18 protein-coding genes and 1 pseudogene are annotated in these 20,018 nt (G+C 65.8%); 4 read left to right on the top strand and 15 right to left on the bottom strand.

Annotated elements, in window-relative coordinates:
- Nucleotides 1-8: 8 nt before the first annotated feature.
- The 12 genes from ACQP1G_RS22625 to ACQP1G_RS22570 form a co-directional block, all read right to left on the bottom strand.
- Nucleotides 9-980, bottom strand: coding sequence for an antibiotic biosynthesis monooxygenase (locus tag ACQP1G_RS22625; RefSeq protein ID WP_433207771.1), 972 nt, complete (start codon nt 978-980; stop codon nt 9-11).
- A 10-nt stretch (nt 981-990) separates the two neighbouring features.
- Nucleotides 991-3,717, bottom strand: coding sequence for a molybdopterin-dependent oxidoreductase (locus tag ACQP1G_RS22620; protein ID WP_433207769.1), 2,727 nt, complete (start codon nt 3,715-3,717; stop codon nt 991-993).
- On the bottom strand, nt 3,714-4,535 hold the full coding sequence (locus ACQP1G_RS22615) for an FAD binding domain-containing protein (RefSeq protein ID WP_433207766.1): 822 nt from the start codon (nt 4,533-4,535) through the stop codon (nt 3,714-3,716). The genes ACQP1G_RS22620 and ACQP1G_RS22615 overlap by 4 nt, the downstream gene beginning before the upstream one ends.
- Before the next feature lie 260 nt (nt 4,536-4,795).
- On the bottom strand, nt 4,796-5,413 hold the full coding sequence (locus ACQP1G_RS22610) for a hypothetical protein (RefSeq protein ID WP_433207763.1): 618 nt from the start codon (nt 5,411-5,413) through the stop codon (nt 4,796-4,798).
- 278 nt (nt 5,414-5,691) lie between these two features.
- Nucleotides 5,692-7,152 carry an MDR family MFS transporter gene (locus ACQP1G_RS22605; RefSeq protein ID WP_433207760.1) on the bottom strand — a complete coding sequence of 487 codons (1,461 nt, stop codon included), beginning with the start codon at nt 7,150-7,152 and terminating at the stop codon, nt 5,692-5,694.
- 365 nt (nt 7,153-7,517) lie between these two features.
- Complete coding sequence (locus ACQP1G_RS22600) at nt 7,518-8,678, bottom strand: lipase family protein (RefSeq protein ID WP_433207758.1); 1,161 nt, start codon at nt 8,676-8,678, stop codon at nt 7,518-7,520.
- An 811-nt stretch (nt 8,679-9,489) separates the two neighbouring features.
- On the bottom strand, nt 9,490-9,789 hold the full coding sequence (locus ACQP1G_RS22595; protein WP_433207756.1) for a hypothetical protein: 300 nt from the start codon (nt 9,787-9,789) through the stop codon (nt 9,490-9,492).
- A gap of 6 nt (nt 9,790-9,795) precedes the next feature.
- Complete coding sequence (locus tag ACQP1G_RS22590; RefSeq protein ID WP_433207753.1) at nt 9,796-10,869, bottom strand: Rieske 2Fe-2S domain-containing protein; 1,074 nt, start codon at nt 10,867-10,869, stop codon at nt 9,796-9,798.
- Nucleotides 10,870-10,970: 101 nt separating this feature from the next.
- The gene (locus tag ACQP1G_RS22585; protein ID WP_433207750.1) at nt 10,971-11,717 is read right to left on the bottom strand and encodes an IclR family transcriptional regulator; all 747 of its coding nucleotides are present in this window, start codon (nt 11,715-11,717) and stop codon (nt 10,971-10,973) included.
- A gap of 9 nt (nt 11,718-11,726) precedes the next feature.
- Nucleotides 11,727-12,086, bottom strand: a complete 360-nt coding sequence (locus ACQP1G_RS22580; protein ID WP_433207747.1) for a hypothetical protein — start codon at nt 12,084-12,086, stop codon at nt 11,727-11,729.
- Between the two features lie 279 nt (nt 12,087-12,365).
- Entirely contained in the window at nt 12,366-13,034 is a 669-nt protein-coding gene (locus ACQP1G_RS22575; RefSeq protein WP_433207744.1) for a cyclase family protein, read from the bottom strand.
- A gap of 253 nt (nt 13,035-13,287) precedes the next feature.
- Nucleotides 13,288-13,731, bottom strand: a complete 444-nt coding sequence (locus ACQP1G_RS22570) for a pyridoxamine 5'-phosphate oxidase (RefSeq protein WP_433207741.1) — start codon at nt 13,729-13,731, stop codon at nt 13,288-13,290.
- Nucleotides 13,732-14,235: 504 nt separating this feature from the next.
- On the opposite strand from ACQP1G_RS22570, the gene ACQP1G_RS22565 reads away from it, so the two are divergent.
- From ACQP1G_RS22565 to ACQP1G_RS22550, 4 genes and pseudogenes are all read left to right on the top strand, one after another.
- Complete coding sequence (locus ACQP1G_RS22565; RefSeq protein WP_433207738.1) at nt 14,236-15,183, top strand: LysR substrate-binding domain-containing protein; 948 nt, start codon at nt 14,236-14,238, stop codon at nt 15,181-15,183.
- An 89-nt stretch (nt 15,184-15,272) separates the two neighbouring features.
- Nucleotides 15,273-16,577 (top strand): D-arabinono-1,4-lactone oxidase, encoded by a 1,305-nt coding sequence (locus ACQP1G_RS22560; RefSeq protein ID WP_433207735.1) that lies wholly within the window; start codon nt 15,273-15,275, stop codon nt 16,575-16,577.
- Entirely contained in the window at nt 16,574-17,563 is a 990-nt protein-coding gene (locus tag ACQP1G_RS22555; protein WP_433207732.1) for a 1-aminocyclopropane-1-carboxylate deaminase/D-cysteine desulfhydrase, read from the top strand. The genes ACQP1G_RS22560 and ACQP1G_RS22555 overlap by 4 nt, the downstream gene beginning before the upstream one ends.
- 33 nt (nt 17,564-17,596) lie before the next feature.
- A pseudogene (locus tag ACQP1G_RS22550) lies at nt 17,597-17,791 on the top strand (glycosyltransferase); the annotation flags it as partial.
- Between the two features lie 213 nt (nt 17,792-18,004).
- Here the strand turns inward: ACQP1G_RS22550 and ACQP1G_RS22545 are convergent.
- From ACQP1G_RS22545 to ACQP1G_RS22535, 3 genes are all read right to left on the bottom strand, one after another.
- Nucleotides 18,005-18,211: a DegT/DnrJ/EryC1/StrS family aminotransferase gene (locus ACQP1G_RS22545; RefSeq protein ID WP_433207729.1), complete on the bottom strand. Its 207-nt coding sequence runs from the start codon at nt 18,209-18,211 to the stop codon at nt 18,005-18,007.
- Nucleotides 18,212-18,244: 33 nt separating this feature from the next.
- Entirely contained in the window at nt 18,245-18,568 is a 324-nt protein-coding gene (locus ACQP1G_RS22540; protein WP_433207726.1) for a putative quinol monooxygenase, read from the bottom strand.
- Between the two features lie 120 nt (nt 18,569-18,688).
- Entirely contained in the window at nt 18,689-19,870 is a 1,182-nt protein-coding gene (locus ACQP1G_RS22535; RefSeq protein ID WP_433207723.1) for a diguanylate cyclase domain-containing protein, read from the bottom strand.
- Nucleotides 19,871-20,018 lie beyond the last annotated feature (148 nt).

The following is a 20,018-nucleotide window of genomic DNA, read 5'->3' as shown; positions in this document are numbered from 1 at the left end:
GTCGGATCTCAGGGCAGCGTCCAGAGCTGGGTCGTCACCGTATAGAAGACGACGACCCAGACCAGGTTGAGAGCGGCGACGACGGCAATACCCTGGAGGTTCGTCTTGGCGACCGGAGCATCCGAAGGCGGCCGCAGCCATCGCCGCAGCAGCCGGTTCACGTAGTACGGCATCGTGAAGAAAGTCATCACGAAGCTGGACAGCAGGTTGCCGATGAGCAAGCCCAGCCAGAGCGGCATCTGCAAGGGCGACAATGCGAGGGTGAGCAGCACGACGGTCGGATAGAGGCCGACCCATACCGCGACGGCGGTTTTGGTATCCGATGGAGTGGGAGCCTCGTTGCCGTCCTCGTCGAAGGCGAACCAGCTGCCGAACGAGTTCTCGATGGTGCGCAACTCGAAGTCGTTGAACTTCTCCCCCTCGGCGAGCAGTTCCTGACGCCGCTCCGAGGTGAGCCACGTGGCGAGGTTCGCCGCGGTATCGAAGCGGTAGAGCGCGGTCCACTCGTCCTGAACTCCCTCGATCGGGCGGAAGAGCTCGGAACCGCGGAAGCCTTCGAACTTTGCCTCCTCCTGACTCAGATGCGCCTGCCACGCAAGGAAATCCGCGACGCTGTCCGGAGTAACCCGATGGGTGACGACGACCGTCACCAGGGGTTGCGCGGCCCGCGTACCGCCGCTGATGACCTGCTGGGTGGCGGGACCGTCGAAGTATTGCCGCCCGTCGTCCAGGAATTCCTGACGGGTGGTGCTGTTGATCCAGTCCTGGAGATGACCGACGGAGTCGAAGCGGTAGACCACGATCCACTCCTGCTGCACGGCGGTAGGGACGGCGATCTCGGCACCGAGGAATCCGGTGTGGCCCGCGGCCGCACTGTTCAGGTCCTCCTGCCAGCTCTTGAAGGCTTTCTCGAAACCTGGGCGCACCTTCTGGCCGATGATGACGGTCGCGGCATTGTCGGAACCTTTCCCGGCGTCCATCGCACTCTCCTCACGGCTCGGATCGCGTCGGAACCGGGGTTTTCGCGATGAGCCGCCGGTAGATGCGCTCGGGAGTCAGCGGCAGCGCGCGGTATCGGATCCCCGTCGCGTTCTCGAGCGCGTTGGCCAGCGCGGGCGCTACCGGGTTGACGCAGCACTCCGCGATACCCTTCGAGTGCATCGCCCCGACCGAATCGGCGGAGTCGACGGTCAGCACCTCGGTGCGGGGAATATCGGCATAGGTCGGGATGCGGTAATTGCGCAGGTTCGGGTTGACCATGACGCCGTTGTCGTCGACGTGGAAGTTCTCGGTCAGCGCGAAGCCGATGCCCTGTGCGACGCCGCCCTCGATCTGGCCCCGGACCTGCGCCGGATTGATCAGGACTCCTGCGTCGGTGGCGTGCACGCTGTAGAGGATGCGGATCTCCCCCGTCATCGGGTGGACCGCGATTCGGAAGCCATGGGAGTTGAAGACGACGCTGCGCGGCGACCCGAAGGCCTTGCGCGCCTCCGTCAATCGGATGCCGCGTCGGTGCGCGACCTCGATCAGCTCCGACAGCGCTAAGCGGCTGTCACCGCAGATGACCCCGGTGTCGTCCATCACGCACGAAGCGATGTCGACTCGGGCATGTGCGGCCGCCAAAAACAGGATGCGATCGCGCAGGGCATCGGCTGCCCGCAGCACCGCATTCCCGGCGACGAACAGCCCGGCGCTGGCGAACGCGCCGGTATCGAAGCCGGTCCGGTCGGTATCGGACTGCACAAGGCGCACCCGTGACGGCGTGGTGCCGAGCTGGTTGGCCGCGATCTGCACGTGGGCGGTCGGGGTGCCCTCGCCGAACTCGACTGTGCCGATGGCAAGCTCGTAGATGCCGTCATCACCGAGGGTCAGCCAGGCTTCGGAGAGGTGGTCGGTCGGCGGCGCGGTCTCGTGCAGCGAGCTGGCAGCACCGATGCCGATCAGCCACCCGTCTCCCGGTGGCGGCTCGGTGGCGTTGCGCCGCAGCGCGTCATCGACCAGATCGATGCAGCGCCCGAGGCCCTCCTCGCGGAACATGACATCGTCCGGGCCATCGTCGAATGCGACGAGCGCATCACCCGGACGCACGATATTGCGCCGTCGCAGCTCGAGCGGATCCATATCGAGCGCGACCGCCAGCTCGTGCATGGCGGACTCCATCGCGAACGCGGGCTGAGTCATGCCGTAGCCGCGCAACGCGCCGCTGGGCACCGTATTCGTATAGACCGAATACGCGTCGAACTTCTTGTTCGGGCAGCGGTAGATCGCGACGGCCGTTCCACCGGCGAATAGTGTTTCGCCGCCGTGGTTTCCGTATGCGCCCGTATTGGACACATTGCGGACCTGGATCGCGGTGAGCATACCGTCGACTCGCGCGCCGAGCTTGATCGTCAGCGACATCGGATGCCGCGGCGACGCCGTCGTGAACTCCTCTTCGCGGGTGAACTCGAAACATACGGGTCGACCGGTGTCCAATGCGGCGAGGGCGACCAAATCCTCGGTGATGACCTCCTGTTTGCCGCCGAACGCGCCGCCGACCCGCTGACAGAACACACGCAGCTGATCGGGACGCAGGTCGAACAGATAGCCGAGCTTGGCCTTGGCGATCGACGGGGATTGGGAGCTGGTGCGAATGTGCAGACGACCGTCATCGATCCACGCGATCGAACCGTGCGTCTCGAGATGCGCATGCTGCACGCGCGGCGAAGAATACGTGCCCTCGTGAATCACATCGGCCTCGGCGAATCCCGCCGCGACGTCACCGACGTGCCCGTGGATCTCGAGCAGGATGTTCCGCTCCGGATCGTGCACGAACGGGTCGTGCGAGCCGTGCAGTTGTGGAGCGCCGTCGGTCATCGCCGCTTCGGGATCGAAGACCGCGGGCAGCGCCTCGTACTCGACGATCACCTTGCGACAGCCTGATTCGGCGGCCCCGACGGTGTCGGCCAGCACCGCGACCACCCGTTGTCCGACAAAGCGCACCACATTGTCGAGGATGTAGGTGTCGCTGGGATCGACGAGGTGGTCGGTGTGTATCGCGGTCGTGAACCGTTTGCGCGGCACATCCTCCCAGGTGTAGACGCGATGCACGCCGGGAACCGCGAGCGCCGCGCTCGTGTCGATCGACACGATGCGGGCGTGGGCGTGCGGAGAGCGCAACACCTTCAGATGCAGCATGCCGTCGATCGCTGTGTCCATGGTGAATTCGGCGCGACCGGTCACCACCTCGGTGCCCGCCGGAGTACCGACGCTGGTGCCGACGGCTCGGCCCGGCAGGGCGACCTCGATCCCGGTGACACCCTGCACCGCGTCTTCGATCGCCCGATAGCCGGTGCAGCGGCAGAGGTTTCCCTTCAGCGCGCGCGACAGATCCTGCTTCTGGGCGTCGGTGAGCGCCGCCGTGGTCATGATCATGCCCGCGGTGCAGAAGCCGCACTGGAAGCCGGGAGCGTCACGGAACTGCCGCTGCATCGGATGCAGGTCCGTGGGCGAACCGAGACCCTCGATCGTCGTGACCGCACGCCCGTCGGCTCGGAACGCGGGCGTAATGCAACTGTGCACCGGATCGCCGTCCAGCCACACCGTGCAGGCGCCGCAATCGCCCGCGTCGCATCCCTTCTTGACACCGTGGAAGCCGAGCGCGCGCAGGAATGTGCGCAGGCATTGGCCGGGATTCGGCTCGTCCTCGAAGGTGTCTCCGTTCACGATGTACGTCACGTAGGACCGCCTAGTTCGACGCGGATCTCCTCGGCGAAGTGCGCGGCCAGGTGGTGCCGATGGTCGGGCGTGCCGTTCGGATCGCTGAACCACAGGTCATCGGGTATGGCCTCGATGCGGTGCCGTAGTGCCTCGGCGTCGGGCATGCGGTCGAAGGCCAAGCGCACCGGCCGGGTGGTACCTGCGGTGATGGTGAGCAGCAGGTCCGCGGTCCCCGGTGACCGGGTGGCGATCATGAACAGCGTCGAGCGGCCCAGCCGCGTCAGGCTGAAGCGCCGGTGCGCGCAACGCTTACCCAGCGCGACGACCGGGATGTCGACGCGCCGCAGGATCTCGCCGGGCGCGAGGACGTTCCGGTGGTCGCCGATGACGAAATCGGCGGCATCGACGGTGCGTTCGGAACCATCGGGTGCCCACACGGTGTATGTGGCTTCGAGCGCGACCGCCAGCGTGATCATCGGGCCCGCGGGCAGCGACATGCAGATATTGCCGCCCACCGTTGCCGCGTTCCATACCTTGAACGACGACAGGAAGGCCTCGCAGCATGTGGTGAACAAGGCGCAGGCGGGCCAGTCGCTCAGCGGCACAAAGGCATTCAGCTCACGGATGGTGCACGTCGCGCCGATCTCCAGGCCTGCGGCGCTCGGCACCAGGCTGTCCCAGCCGAGTGCGGTGAGATCGACCAGACGGCGCAGATCCGGCTGCTCGGTCGAGAACAACCAGGTGCCCCCGGCCAGCCACGCGTCGCCGTCGCGCCAGGCCGCGCCCGGTCGGTCGGAAGGTCGCCGAACGATATCGGTGATCGTATTGAGATCCATAGCGCCGCTCCTTCGGAGAAGGTGCCGTGCCGCCGATCGCCCGCCGAGTTCGTCACGCCACGAATCCGCCCTGTCCGGAGGAATCGCCGTTCACGTACTCGCCTTCGGTCAAGGTACCCGACTGGACTACGGCCATGTCACCGATCAGCCCACAACCCGATCATCGACCGCGGCTACCAGCGCCATGTCCGTGTAGCACTGCTCCATTCGGCGCGTCGGCACGTAGGGCACACACGTTATCCGTGTGGGCTTTCCAGGATTTATCGGAGGAGGCGGCGCTCGAGTTGTTGGAGTACGGATCGGTTTCGGTTTGCATCCAGGGTCAGCGCGGCGGCCCAGATATGTGCCGAGATGATTCCGTTTTCGACGCGGTCCATCCAATCGCGGGTCGTGCTGCGTTTGTCCAGGGTGTCACTGTCCCAGGTGATCGGCTCGAGGTCGGGCAGGTGCACGTATTGCATCCGTGTGTACTCCCCGCCCCGGGCGTCGAAAATCGTTGCTACCCAGACTTCCTCGGCGTTCGAACCGTCGCGCGGCTCGTCCGGCTTCGCGGCAGTGGTTACTTCCGGTGGATTGCGAATCTCGCGCACCACCAAGTTCGCCGTGATCCGGCAGGCCAGCCCGAATCCCCACAGCTGGCCACCCATGCCCGACATCATCCGTCCGGCGATGTCCAGGATCGGTGAACCGGCGGTCGTGGGAGCGCTGTCGGACCAGAACTCCGCGACGCCTGCAGCACTGGCGTCGCCGGGCTCGCCGGTGCCCATGAATCCCCATACATGCACGAGCGCAGGGGCGGTGGTCTCCGCGCCGCGGCGACGCTCGATCATGGTTGGGAACAGAGTGTCGATGATGGACCGGTCCGGGTAGCGGATCACTGCTCCTACTCTAGAGATAGTAGGTCCCGGGCAGGAATGCGCACCGAACGAAACGTCATCCGAGCACGTCCCGACCGCCACAACGGCGATGAGTTACCACCACGCCTCGCGCAACTCGCCCGTCGTGGCCCCGTCGCCAGCAGCGATAGCGTGTTCTCGATCATCGCGGAGCCGTACACCCGCGCGGACATGATCGAGGGCAAGCAGGTGGCCGCCGCCGGACACGAAACCCCCGGCGTGCGAATGCAGCCGGGGGTTTTGGTCGTGCCGAATCGCGGTCAGCCCTTGACCAGTTCGGGGGCCGCGATTTCGGACTCGTCGGACGCTTCGGGGGCGGCTGCCCGGCTCGGCAGGAGCACTGCCATGACGATCACGATCAGCGCCAGGGTGGCGGAGACCAGGAAGGCCAGGCGCATGCCGTCGAGGTGCGCGGTGACGGGGTCGGTGCCGTCGGCGACGAGGCTGGTGCTGCGGGACGACATCACCGTCACCACCAGCGCGGTACCGAAGGCCGCAGCGACCTGCTGCAGGGTGCCGAGCATGGAGCTGCCGTGTGAGTAGAGATGCTGTGGGAGCGCGCCGAGGCCGAGTGTGAAGACCGGTGTGAAGGTTGCGGCCAGCGACACCATCAGCAGCACGTGCAGTGCGATCAGCTGCCAGTACGGCATGGTCATCGAGATTTGGGTGAACCCGGCCAGCGCCACGGCGATCCCGATCGACCCGGGAAGCACCAGCAGGCGTCCGCCGAACCGATCGAACAGGCGCCCGACGGTCGGTCCGAGCAGACCCATCGCCAACCCGCCCGGCATCACCAGCAGGCCGGTCGCCAAGGGGCTCAGGCCACGCAGGTTCTGCAGATACAACGGCAGCAGGATCATCGACCCGAGCATCGCCATGAACGCGACCGACATCAGCACCAACGCTTTTGTGTAGGTGCCCGCCCGCAAGACCCGCAGGTCCAGCAGCGGAGTGCCGGTGCGCTGCAGGCGCAGCTGACGGAACACGAACGCGGCAATGAGGGCCACGCCCGCGGCGACGATCAGCGCCGGGCTGGTGAGGTTGCCGCTCTCGAACCGGCTCAGCCCGAACACCAGGCCACCGAATCCGATCGCCGCCAGCACCACACTGGCCCAATCGATCGACCCGGCCTGCGGTTCACCGACGTTCTCCAGCTGACGAAGGCCGAGCCACGTGACGACCGCGGTGATCGGCAGCACCAGCACGAAAAGCCACCGCCACGAACCGATCTGCAGCACCAACCCGGAAATCACCGGCCCCATCGCGGGCGCCACCGAAATCGCAAGGGTGACGTTGCCCATCACCCGGCCGCGGTCCTGCTCGGGCACAACCGTCATCAGCGTGGTCATCAGCAGTGGCATCATCACCGCCGTGCCACCGGCCTGGATTACCCGCCCGAGCAGCAGTACCGCGAAGGACGGCGCGACGGCCGACAACGCGGTACCGGCCAGGAAGACTCCCATCGCCACGGCATATGCCTGCCGGGTCGATACCCGCTGCAGGAACCAGCCGGTGGTCGGGATGACGGCCGCCATCGTGAGCATGAACGCGGTGGACACCCACTGTGCCGCCCGTTCGGTGACCTCCAGGTCGGCCATCAGGCGCGGTATCGCGTTGATCATGATGGTCTCGTTCAGGATCACCACGAACGTCGCGAGTACCAGTACCCGGATGACGGTTGGTGTCCCTCCCGAAGCGGGGGCGGATCGTTCGGTGGACATCGGGTACCTCCGGAGCGCAGGGCGTTGACAGGACTATGTGTGGCCCGTTGCCGAGTCACCGAATCGCGTCTCGGCGCCACAGTGATCGAGACGGAAACGGTCGCTCGAACTCATCGGGCGCGCGTCAGTATTCCGGTCGGCACCGACACAAATCACCCGATTTTCCTGTCAATCCACCCGCGCGCTACCCGGAAATTGCTGTTCAGCCACCTTTCTCACAAGAGCGGACATCGAATCGTGAGCCTGGTCACATGGCCACGGCCGACTCGACAATCGAAGCCATCAGACTGGGCTCGGCCCGATTGCCGACGACGCCACGAACGCCGCGCCCGCAGCAAGCCGCTACGCGACGATCCCGTCAGATCTCAGCAGTTGGACGGCGCGGACTCTCCGCGAACCCGAGCGTCGAGCCAATCCATTACCTCCGGCGCACCCTCCACCGCCGCGGACAAATGCTCGGGCGCGGACACCCGCATCGTCTGCAACCGCACGCCGGCGTTGCACCAATGGCGGTCGGTGTCGTTGATGGCATCGACTGGAATCAGCGGGTCGCTCAACGAATGCCATTCGAACATCGGGATTTGCGGCACCCCTGCGTAGAGTTCCAGACTGTTCGCCTCCACCACCGACCGGGCTTCGGGACTGTCGGCGAACGATGTGGTGGTGACGAAGTCGCGAGCGCTGCCGTTGGCGCCGATGGCGAGGATTTCGTTGGTGCAGCGGTTGGCCATGGCGTCACGGAGCGCAAGGCCACGCGGGTTGAGATACGAGCTGGTCGGCATCTGGTCCGGGTACTCCCGCTCCAGCCCGATTGCCGCTGCCATGGCCAGCCCGAAGGCCGGGTGCGGCTCGAAGCCCAGCTCCTGCGCCATCGTCACCAGGTTCACCGGGACGCCGCCGACGGCCGCGCCCGCGAGCCGCAGCTCGGATGCGTACGACGGCTGCAGCGTTGCCGCCCACGCGGTGGCCAAGCCGCCACCGGAGTACCCGGCCAGCACCGCGGGGCTGTGCTGCACGGCGAGTTCGGGCAGCCGTTTCACCGCCCGGATGCCGTCCAATACGATCTGGCCACCCAAACGCCCGGCTCCGAGGGCGAACTGCGGTCCGAGATGATCCGGCAGCGCAATACTCCAACCCCGCATCAGGACCGCGTTCAAAAGCGACGCCGTCGTCCCCAGATTCAGATCCCCGCTGTACAGCGTGTGCGATACCGCGCACCCGGTGCCGAGCGAATTGATGAAATGCTGATACGACAGCAACGGCGCATCGGGCTGATGATTGAGGGGGGTAATGATCGTGGTGGTCGCCGCGATCGGCGCACCGTGCGAGTCATTGGACCGGAACTTGACCAAGGTAACGGCGGCGCCGGGGAAGACAGGCACCGGCGGCATTTCCCGCACGTCGAGTACGTCACCGGGGCCGTGCGCTCCTAAATCCGCCGGGGCGGCGTAGAACGGGTCCGGATCGGGCTGCGGATACAGCGGCGCGGCGGTTGCCGTCGTCGCCAGCAGCAGCGCGAATGCCACGCCGCCGAATGCACCGAGGGCATGGGCCCAACCAAGGCGCCTGCTGCCGCGGAAGAGAAGAAACAGACGAGCCACGAAGTTGACCTCCACTGGTCGCGCCTGGCATGCGTCGACCAGCCAGGCTGAATCCAAGCGCCGCCGTTGGCAAACCTTCAGCGACACACCGAAGAGAGAGCCGAACATGTCGAAAGCCGACACTGCACATGCGATATAGCCCAGGCCGGTAGCACTGTTGTCGAGGTTTCCAGTGCAACACGGCAGATAAGCCGCGCCGAAACGACCCGAAACTCGACAGCCCGATATTTCAGGGAACACGCTACCCGGATGAACGCAGGCTCGGGCACAAGTTGACATACGTTCTAGCGTTCACTGAGCAAACAGAAGAACGCCGCCTTTTCACCATAGGAATACGACCGCAGCCTTCCGCGTGGACCGGCCAACACTTCACTCAGCTCGACAAGAGCACGCATGGTGTCGCGCCTCGACGCGGTCGTCAGAACTAGGCGTGCCACGCACGGGTCAGTGCGAGCCGGAAGTTGTCGGTTTCCTCGGGGATGAGGCTGCTGATCGTTCTCTGTTCGAACTCGGCCACTTCGTCGGCGAGACCGGCCATGCCGTCTGTCGTCGGGTGAGGTGGATCAGCTCGACGCCAGCGCGCCCACCATCTTGATCGTCGCCCCGATGTCGACCGCGCCAAGACCGGCCCCTGCAAAGGAACCATCGCCCACGGCTATTCGACCTTGGCGCTGCTGATCCCGCTCTGGTCGCAGATCCTCGTCATCGAATACCGAGGCATGGCGATCAACTACGGCTACGCACCGCCCGAGGACGGTGGAGCGGAACCGAGATTCGGCATCAGCCACGGTGCCAGCGCCGACAGATCGGCCGCGGTCAGGCGCGGCAGCGGGCGCACGCGTTGCCACCTCTTCGATGGCGTGGATATTTCGCGTTCGCCTCCCTCGTACAGAACCTCGCACAGCGACTGGTTGCGCATATTGGTGTACCCGGACTGCCGGACGGCCGTGACCGTGCGTAGAACCCGCCGCCCGTCGTCCAGGAACACCCGATCCCCCGGGCGCAGATCCGATGTTCGTACGTTCTCGATATCCATTGCCTGTTACCGTCTTTCGATATTTTGGGCGAGTCTCGCGATGAGCCGTCGCGCCGCCAGCGCGCCGGAGTCGATATTGATCGACAGGTCCTGGAAGGCGATGCCGCCCCTTTCCTCTTCCGCGATGACCTCCTCTACCAACTTCAGCGCTACGACGTCCTGCATCACGGCGGTGTGGTTGCTGGTGTAGAGGAAGTCGGAGACCCACTGGTCATCGGTCGCGAAGTCTCGTGCCACAGCCCAGAAGTCGTGCACGGAGCGCGCGGTCTCGGGGGTGAGGGCGTACACGATCTCGGTATGGAACGCGCCCGAATCTGCGGCGGCGTCGTAGCCGCAGACATAACCATCCGGTGGGAAGCGGTCCAGTGGCGCGACCCGACTGTGCAGTCGGTAGAGGCACGGTGGAGAGAACTCGATATCGTGCCAACGTGTGATTCGGTCGTTGAGGCCGGTCGATTCGGTAAAGAACACCGGGCATGCGGCGTCATCCATATGCCTGCTGACCCGCACTACCCCCGCTGCCTCGTCGACCTGCGTGGTGCTCGGCGTGGCGGCCACTTCAGGCGAATAGCCCCCGTGCAAATAGGTTTCGTGCGACAGGTCCATCAGGTTGTCGATCACCAGGGCATAACGGCACGGGATGGTCTCGCGGCCGCAGATCGTGGTCCATCCGTCCTCGGTCAGCCAAGGTGCGCGCGGAATCGCCGCCGGTTCGGCGTCTGCGCGGTCGCCGATCCATACCCAGACGAAGGAATCCTGTTCCACCACAGGGTAGGAGGCCGCTGGGCCGCTGTGCGGGAGGCGTTGCCGCGCGAGTGCCTCCGCGCAAGTTTCGTTCTGGCCGTGCGTGAAATCGTGGTGGCCGCAGGCAATCCGGTCATCGCCGATCAGTTGCAATTTGGACAGCGGGTGGCTTCGGTGGCCGTAGTGGTCGGTCAGTGCCACGACGCCGCCGTCCTCGGTGCAGTGGAACACCAACAGCTCGTCGCAGATGGTCCGAGCGAACGGAACACGGCCGATCTCATCGCTGTAGGCGGCCACGTACCACTGCTCACGGACAATCCTGGGCGTCGAGCTCATCGGGATCTCCTGATCTGGGTACTGAACGGTCTGTTGCGCTGCAATCGTGTGACATAGGACCGTGTGAGCCAAGACACACTTCCGCTGAGCGGAAGTGCGGTCTATCGCCCTGTCAGCTCCCTGCTGATCCCGTGAGCCGCGGTGCGGACCGCGGGCGCCCAGGCGGCACGGCGAGAATCGGTCATCGGTAGGACGATCGAGATTGCGGCGACGACCTTGCCATGTGCGCCGAATATGGGAGCGGCGACCGAGTAGGCATCCAGCGTGATCTGGCCCTCGCTGATCGCCACACCGATGCGGCGCACCTCGGCCAGCGCCCGACGCAGTTGCTCAGGGCTACTGATCGTCTTCGAGGTGAACACCGCAAACGGGCGGTCGGCGACTGCGGCTACGAGCGCAGCCGGGGAATACGCGAGAATGGCCAGTCCAACGCCGGTCGCGGGCATCGGCCATCGTGCCCCCACCTTGGTGCGCACGGACACCGCGTTGCGCGCCGTGAGGAACTCGACGAACACCACGGCCGTGCCATCGGGAACCGCCAGTTGCACGTTCTGGTGGGTCGCCTCGTAGAGGTCCTCCATGAACGGCAGCGCGACGTCCCGCAGCGGACGGGCGCGCGGGCAGTAGGACGCGATTGCCACCATCCGCATACCGATCTGATATCCGCCTCCCGGCGCCCGATCGAGCGCGCCCCAGCGCAGGAGATCGACGACATGCCGGTAGACCGTGGTTTGTGGCAGTCCGGTGCGCTCGGCCAGTTCGGACAATTTGAGCACCATGTGCGAGCTGTCGAACGCTTCCAGCAGCAACAGCGCCCGGCCCAATACCGACAATTCGGTAGTCGCCATCGAATTCCCTTACCCGGACGCGACAGTGATCTCTGCGATCTGCGGGCCGCCATCCGCGAGGAATCGCGTCAGGCCGGTCAGCTGGCCCAGCGCCCGTTGTTTCCAGACGAATTGCTCGCGCTCGTCGCCACGGACCTCCGACATCAGCACCTTGACGGCTACATGACCCTCGAGCGGGTACTCGTAGTAGCGGTAGACCACGCCGAATCTGCCGCGACCGATCTCCTCGGCGGCCTCGAACCCCGCGACCGCTAATTCTGCTGCGATCCCGGTGTGCAGGTCCCGCTGTGTTGCGGCTTCGTCCAACTCCGACATCGAATCGTGTCGGCGATCGTCAGGTGCCCCGCGATGCGGCAGGCCAGAGTCCACGGACCGCCTCCTCATGTCCGCTGTCGAACTCTCGAACCATGCGATCACCTCCGCGACAGGACGGGTGCCGACCTGTAGCTCAACGATAACTCCGATGCCCTGGACAGATACCTCGCCGCGCGTCATCGCGCGACGTGAAGCGCGGTCAAGCCCCGGGGCATGGAGTAACTGAATTGTCGCCGCCTAATCCGGTTTTCGGTCAGGCGGTGAGTTGAAGATGCCGACCACGTCGGTGCGCGAGGCGGAGTCCGCGGCCGACTGGCGCGGATCGAGGCCTGATCAGCTATCGACGCCGTAATCGGTCCAGGCGACAGCGCGCAGCGGAAACGAGCCCATCCCACGCACCGGCGTCGGCAGTGCGACCAGCCGGGCTCCGGTGTCGGGGACCAGGTCCAGATTTGTCATCTGCTCGATGATCGGGATTCCCGCTCCGAGCAGCGCGTGGTGACACGCACGCGTCGGCAGGGACGTATCGTCGATGTCGAGCGAGTCGATTCCGACCAGCGCCACATTGGCGGCGACCAGCGCATCCGCGACCTCGCCGACCAGGAATGGGTGTCCTGGGCCCCGGTACGCGGGCGAACCCCACCGGGACGACCATCCGGTGTGCACGAGCACCGCCTTGCCCCATAGTCGCGCAGGGTCGCCGAGCACATCCGGTCCAACCGCGCGAATCCCCGCTGCGCGGATCATCACGATCGGCACGTTCAACAACCGCTCCAGTGGCAGCTCGGCGACGTCGGCGCCATCGGCGTGGAAAAGGTTGGGCGCGGCGATATAGGTCCCGGTGTTGCCGACCATATCCACGCGCGCAATGTCGTAGGTCATGTCGATCAGCGGCGACTGCCCACCCGAAGACTCTGTAGTGACTCGCGGTCCAGGCAGGCCCGGATAGGTGAGCATGCCAGCCGAGATCTGATGAGACAGCTCCACCATCGCCTTGCTCATGTCACAGACCGTACCGGCCGATCCCGCCATAAGCGGCGAGCTGCACAACCGGCATCGGCGCCGAATCGGCTGGATGAACAGCTGACCATGCGCTCCAACGTTTCGCCGAGGTCGCCGCGCACCAGCACCATTGCCCTGACCGGTGACAACCATCGACAACAGAAACGCCGCCGAGGTACGCACCCCGCCAGCAGGCACGTGCGTGCAGATCGGGCGGCCGCCGATACATGATCGGGATTATTCGATGAGGCCGTCAGCCGTTGCCGTAGACGCGGTCCGTTAGGACCAGGACGACCGCGCGGCGCTCGGCGGCCATGACCCTGTCGTACTCATCCCAGTCCTCGTGGGTGCCACCGGCCGCAGTGAATACCTCGCGCAGAAGTAATCGCAGCCGTTCGGCGTCCATACCGGGGGCCGGATCGTCCGGACCGGCGATCCAAACCAGCCCCTCCGCCGCGGCCCACTCCCAACCGACACGGACGACCACCGTCATGCGTGGCCGGGCACGCAGGTGGTCGAGCTTGCGGGTACCGCCACGTACCACCATCCCCACCACTTGCTCACCGGTCTCGGGGTGGTTCAACACACCCGCGTTGACCAGGGACGACTGGATCGTGTCGTCCGCCCGCAGCGTCGAGACGACGCATAGGCCGTGGTCACCGGCGATCAGCCGCGCGAAGTCCGCCAGATCGGTCACGCAAGGAGTCTACTTATCGGTGAACCTGCGGGCGACGAAAGACAGCGACGCCCCGCTGATCGGAACGCCCTACTCCGGCCAGCCGCTCTCCTGAACAGCCTTCGGCCACACACCCTTTCGCACGCGGGATCCGCGCAGACGCTCACCGCCCATGGGGCGTTCGGCTACACGCAGCGTCAGGTCTCGCGCCGCGAGGCTGCCGGGTATGGCAGACGTCCTCCCGTTTGGTCCGATTAGCGGCGCGTGGATGAGTTGGCGGCCACGCTGAGTTGCAGGGCTGGGATCGGCGGCCGTCGACGATCTGTTTGTATGTAACGATCTGCTGCGTTGGTGGAGGTACCTGGCGGCGATCGATGTGGCATGGGGTCAGCCAGACGACGCCTCGACAACATCTGCGACGGCCGATGTACAAGTTCAGTCTGGCCCGAGGCTTATCTGTCAGTCTGTCCGGTGAGCTTGTTTGCGCAGTGTTGGCCGGGCGGCGAAGGGCAGGCGATGAACAGCATGAGGACGGATGGTCTGACGATCCGGCATCTGCGGTATTTCGTGGCGGTGGTCGAGGAGCGCAACTTCACGCGGGCGGCGGCGCGGCTGCATGTGGCGCAACAAGGGGTCAGTGAACAGGTACGCCAGTTGGAGCAGAATCTGGGGGTGCGGCTGCTGGAGCGTTCCTCGCGGCGGGTCGAGCCGACCTCGGCTGGGGCGGCGTTCTACGCCGACGCCACCGCGATCCTGGCGCATCTGGATCGCGCGGCCGAACGGGCGCAAGCCATCCACCGGGAAGAGACGGGTTTGCTGCGGGTGGGATTCTGCGAGGGCGCGGCGTTGACGTTGACCGAGCCGATCCTGGATGCCATCCGGGAACGTCACCCCGAGGTGCAGGTGGAGTTGCGGCAGTTCAACTATGACGATCCGTCGGCAGGGTTGAGCGCGGGGGTGGTAGATGTGGCGTTGCTGCGGTTGCCGGTTTCGACACCGAGGCTGGTGGTCGAGAGGTTGTTCGCCGAGCCGGTGGTGTTGGCGTGCGCGGCCGGGCATCGGCTGGCCGGGCGAGCGGAAGTGACGGTCGCCGAGGTGCTGGAGCAGCCGCTGCTGGGTTCGGCAACCGATGATCCGGTGTGGAATGCGTTTTGGCAGTTGGAGGAGTTCCGTGCCGGTGCCGCTGCGCCGGTGGTGTCGCGGTCGACCACTCTGCTCGAGGAGATGGCAAAGGTCACGACCGGTGTCGGTGTCGTGGTGACCGCGGCCGCGGCTCGGTGGATCCCACTCCCCGGGGTGGCATATGTGCCGATCGCCGACGCCCCGCGCAGTGTCGTCGCGGTCGCGGCGCGTGGTGATCATCTGACTCCACTGGTCCGATCGTTCTTCGAGGTGAGTTGCGAGGTGCGTGATGCTCACCCGGAGTTGATCGTCGCGTTGGAGGCGCCGACGACTGCGGATCCACCGTGGTAAACAACTGATGAACAGCTACTAGCTGAGCCGGTGGATCGACGGATAACCGGTGTTTCCGTTCTCGCGCCGCGATTCCTAGCGTCGATACCGTGCAGAAGCCAGTGCAATGGACAAACTTCGCGGGTGATCAATCGTGTCGTCCCGCGGTGATCGAACGACCATCCGATCGATTCGAACTCATCTCCGCGATCGAGCGCGCAACCCAGGCGGGCCGCAGGGTGCGGGTAGCCGGCGGCGGGCATTCGTTCACCGACGGCGTGCTCACCGATGGCACGCTGATCACGCTCGAGCAGATGAACCGGGTGCTCGACATCGACACCAGCGCGGGTCTGGTGCGTTGCGAGGCCGGTATCACTCTGGGTGAGCTGAGCCGGGAGATGTGGCGGCACGGACTGGCCTTCGCCAACCTGGGCGATATCGACGTGCAGTCCATCGCCGGAGCAACGGCGACCGGCACCCATGGCGCGGGGGTGCGCCTGCCGAACCTGTCGGCCTCGCTGATCTCGGTCGAGATGACCCTCGCAGACGGCAGCGTCGTCGTAGCCGATCGGGGCCGACCCGAGCTGCTGCGCGCCGCACGGGTGTCGCTGGGCGCACTGGGGGTGGTCAGTGGCGTCACCGTGCAGGCGGTTCCGGCGTTCGTCCTTCAGAGCGTGGAGACGACCATGCCGCTGGAGGAGGTACTAGCCGATCTGGACGAATTCGTGGACGGCAATGACCATTTCGGGTTCTTCGCCTTTGGTCACAGCCCGTTGGTGATGACCAAGACCTGGAACCGCACCGACGTGCCGCCTCGTCCGCCTCGCCGGATCCAGCGCTGGTTCACCGATGAGTTCATCACCAACTACGCCTATTGGGGTGCGTGCGCAGTCGGGCGTGCGGTGCCCGCCTGGATCCCAGCGATCAACCGCGCCTGTACCCGGGTGTCGGGCACCCATCGCAGCGTCGACCGGTCCTACCGTGTCTTCGCCACGCCGCGGCGGGTGCCGTTGACCGAGATGGAATACGCCATCGACCGCGCCGACGCCGCGGAAGCGGTCCGTCGGGTCCTCGACGTCGCGCAGCGCCATCCCGCGCCCACTCCGCTCGAGGTGCGGTTCGTAGCCGCCGACGACGCCTACCTCAGCCCGGCACATGGCCGCACCAGCTGCTACATCGCCGTGCACCAGTACCGCGGCCTGCCCTGGCAGCCGTTCTTCGGTGAGGTCGAGCAGATCATGATGGAGTACGGCGGGCGCCCGCACTGGGGCAAGCGGCATTTCCGTACCGCGGACACACTGGCTCCGGCGTATCCGGAATGGAAACGCTTCTCCAACTTGCGCTCCCAGCTCGACCCGAACGGTGTTTTCGCAAACCCTCATCTGACCCGCGTGCTGGGACCGGTGCACTCGTGACATCTGTGCTGCACGCCAGGTTCCCGGAGCTGACCGGTTCCCTGCCGCGGCTGCCGCTGGGGTCCGGCCACACCCCGGTGCGCGCCTTGACCCACCTGTCGCCGGCCTCCGTGCCGATCTGGGTCAAGGACGAAGGTGCCTACGGGGACGGCGGGTGGGGTGGTAACAAGGTCCGCAAACTCGAGTGGCTGCTCGCCGACGCTCTGCGTCGAGAGCGCCGCACCGTCCTCACCGTCGGCGGGCTGGGCACCAACTGGGGCCTGGCCACGGCCTGCTACGCCCGCGAGTACGGGCTCCACACCGCCCTGGCACTGGTCGATCAACCCGCCGACGACCACGTGCGCGTGCAACTGCGCCGCCTGGCCGAATCCGGCGCGTCCTTGCACTTCACCCACACCAAGACCCGCACGATCGCGGCAGTGCCGCTACTGCTGGCCTGCTACCGGCGGCCCTACCTGATTCCGCCGGGCGGCTCGAACCCTCTCGGGCTACTCGGCTACGTCGAAGCCGCGTTCGAACTGGCCGACCAGGTCCGCACTGGTGCCCTACCGGAGCCGACCCACATCGTGGTGCCAGTCGGGTCCGGCGGCACCGTCGCCGGGCTGTGGCTGGGTCTGGAACTGGCCGGACTGACCGATGTCACGATCGTCGCGGTGGTTGTCAACGACACCCTGCGGCTGGACCGGCCCGCGCTGCGGCGGCTGGCACGCCGCAGCGCGTCCCTGCTCACCCACCGCGGCGCACAGTTGCCGGCAGCAGTGCTGGCAGACCGGCAGTTGCTGATCACCACCGAATGGATGGGTGCCGGTTACGGCCACCCCACCCCCGCGGCCACGTCAGCGGTCACCACCGCGCGCCACCGCGCCGGACTCGAACTCGAACCCGTCTACACCGGAAAGGCCATGGCCGCGCTTCTATACATGGTCGGCGCCGGTCAGCTCGGCACAGGACCCGTCTTGTTCCTCAATACCCATGGACCGCGATGACCGCTCTCACCCACCGCTCCGCCGTCGCTTTCGCTGTGCTCGGTTCCGGTTGGTGGCGCGCAGGCTCGCGCGGCGGTAGCGAGATTCCAGCCGGATGCGGTGCTGGCTACCGGTGGCTATGTGACTGTGCCGGTGGGGGTCGGGTCGTGGTTGTGCCGTCGGCGGCTGGTCATCCACGAGCAGACTGTCCGTTTGGGCTTGGCCAACCGGCTGCTGGCACGTATCGCGACGCGCATCGCGGTGTCCTCCGAATCGAGCTTGTCCTACCTGCCACACTCAGTGCGCGCAATGGCGGTCGTCACGGGCAACCCGGTGCGGTCGGAAATCCTCGAGGGAGGCAAGGCGGACAACGCAATCGAGGCGCTCGGATTGCTCCGACGCGGAGCGCCGCGCGGCCATCGCTGCACAAGCCCGGCTGCGTGCGCGACCGGAGGCAGCCGATCAGCTCGCCCAACTCGTGCTGTCGGTAGCGGACCAAAGACAATGGCCTGGTGCGGATTCCGCGAGTGTCAGTATCGACACGCCCTGGTCGGACATTTCGGGGTGGAACGGCAAGCTCATGATCTGTCGCGCTGCGGTCTCGGTGATCGGCAAGAGCCGAGACCACCGCGCGAATGCGGGCTGTAGGTGGTTGGGCGGGTAGTGCACTGAACCAATCGGCTGCCCGGACCTCGAACGGGTTCAACCGACGGTCATCTCGCCCATCTCCGACCATTCGCTCGCGTCGATGGTCTGGCTGATGATCCGTGGCGTCGATGCGAGGGCTTGCGGCAACTCGTCCATCGCGGTCGCGAAGTGGGCGCTGCCGACGTGGGCGGCGCCCGCGGCCTGATCACGGAAGGCTTCCACGAGAACGAATTCGGTGGGATCGTCGACACTGCGGGACCAGTCGAACCAGAGGTTGCCGTCCTCGGCGCGAGTGGCGGCGGTGAACGGAGCGACGAGGTCCAGCCAGCGGTCGCTCCATTCGGGCTTGGTCTTGAACTTCACGACGATGAAGATCATTGCGTTTCTCCTCGGTGAGTCAGGCAGCCCGCCCCCCTGGGGGTCGGGCGGTGCGTATTGCAAACTACCCATGGGGTGATCGCGCCAGCCTCGGATCGGTTGGGCGCGTCGAGCCGATGCTCAGGTCAATGCATGGAGGGTGTGCAGGACCCAGTGCCCTTTTAGATTTGTTTTGGCGTAGTAGAGGCTGGCGTCGGCGGCGTCGAGGAGGGATTCGGCGTTGGCACCGGCGATCGGTGTGACCACTGCGCCGATGCTGGCCGCTATGCGCAGCTGATGGCCGTCGATGGTGATCGCGTCGGAAAATACCGACATCAGTTGGTCCGCGATCACTGTTATCCGGTCGGCGGTGGCCGGCGGCGGGACCAGAACGACGAATTCGTCACCGCCCAAACGGGATATGAGGCAGCCGTGCTCCTGTAGTTCGTCCTGCAGGCGGGTCGCTATCGCGACAAGAACTTTGTCGCCCATGCCGTGACCGAAGCGGTCATTGATGTGTTTGAAGTGGTCGAGATCAGCGAAGCACAATCCGGCCCGGTCGCCTTCGTCCGCGGTGGCGATGAGCTCTTCGATCCGGTCGAGCAGGTAGCGACGGTTGGGCAGACCGGTGAGCGGATCGTGTCGGGCTTGCCGGCGGAGTTCCTGCTGGAGCCGGTGTTGTTCGGTGGCGTCGGCTCCGATGGCCAGTAGGTAGTCGGGTTGGCCGTCGGTTCCTTTGACATACGAAATGGCGAATGACATCCACCCGACGCTGCCATCGGCCCGCACCAAGCGCCGGTCGAGATTGACCGTGCCTTCCCCGGCGGGAACCAGCTTGTCGTACAGGAGAGCTCGGATCTCGTCTCGGTCGTCGGGATGGGCGAAGTCATAAACCGAGATCCCACGCAATGATTCGACAGGTACGCCGATCATGTCGGCGAGCCCGCGGTTGGCTTCCAACAGTGTGCCGTCGGTATCACCGATGGCGATCGCGACGGCCGTATTGTCGAACAGGATGCGGTACCTAGCGTCCTGGTTGTCGCGGTCGTTCTGCTCGGTCGGCCGATCAGCAGCAGGCTGTGCGTTGCGTGACTGGTCCATATGTTCCTGGTGGCCTTGGCCCAGCGCGGCCAACAGTCCGGCGAGCCGCTGTCGGGCGTCGGGTCGATCGCTGTAGTCGGCCAGCCGGTGCAAGACCTGAGCAGACAACGTCGGCACCCGCGGATCGGTGAATTGCGCGGTCGACAGCGCTGCCCCGACTCGAACACCCGCGCGCACGTCGAACGGATCGGCCTCCAGGGCTGCGGAAAGCTCACCGATCATGCCGGATAGTCGGTGATGTCCTCGGTCTGTCGGTGCGGATATGACACCAGCGTCAGCAAGCGATTGCCACCAGGTCCGAGCCAGCTCCACGCTCTCGGTGTCGTCCACCACAACCCTTCGATACGTTGCGCCGCTCGACCCCCTCGCC

This window comes from Nocardia sp. CA-107356 (genome assembly GCF_050946365.1).
Lineage (GTDB): Bacteria > Actinomycetota > Actinomycetes > Mycobacteriales > Mycobacteriaceae > Nocardia.
The sequence above is the reverse complement of the archived record's forward strand: the minus strand, read 5'-3'. Positions and strand labels throughout refer to the sequence as shown.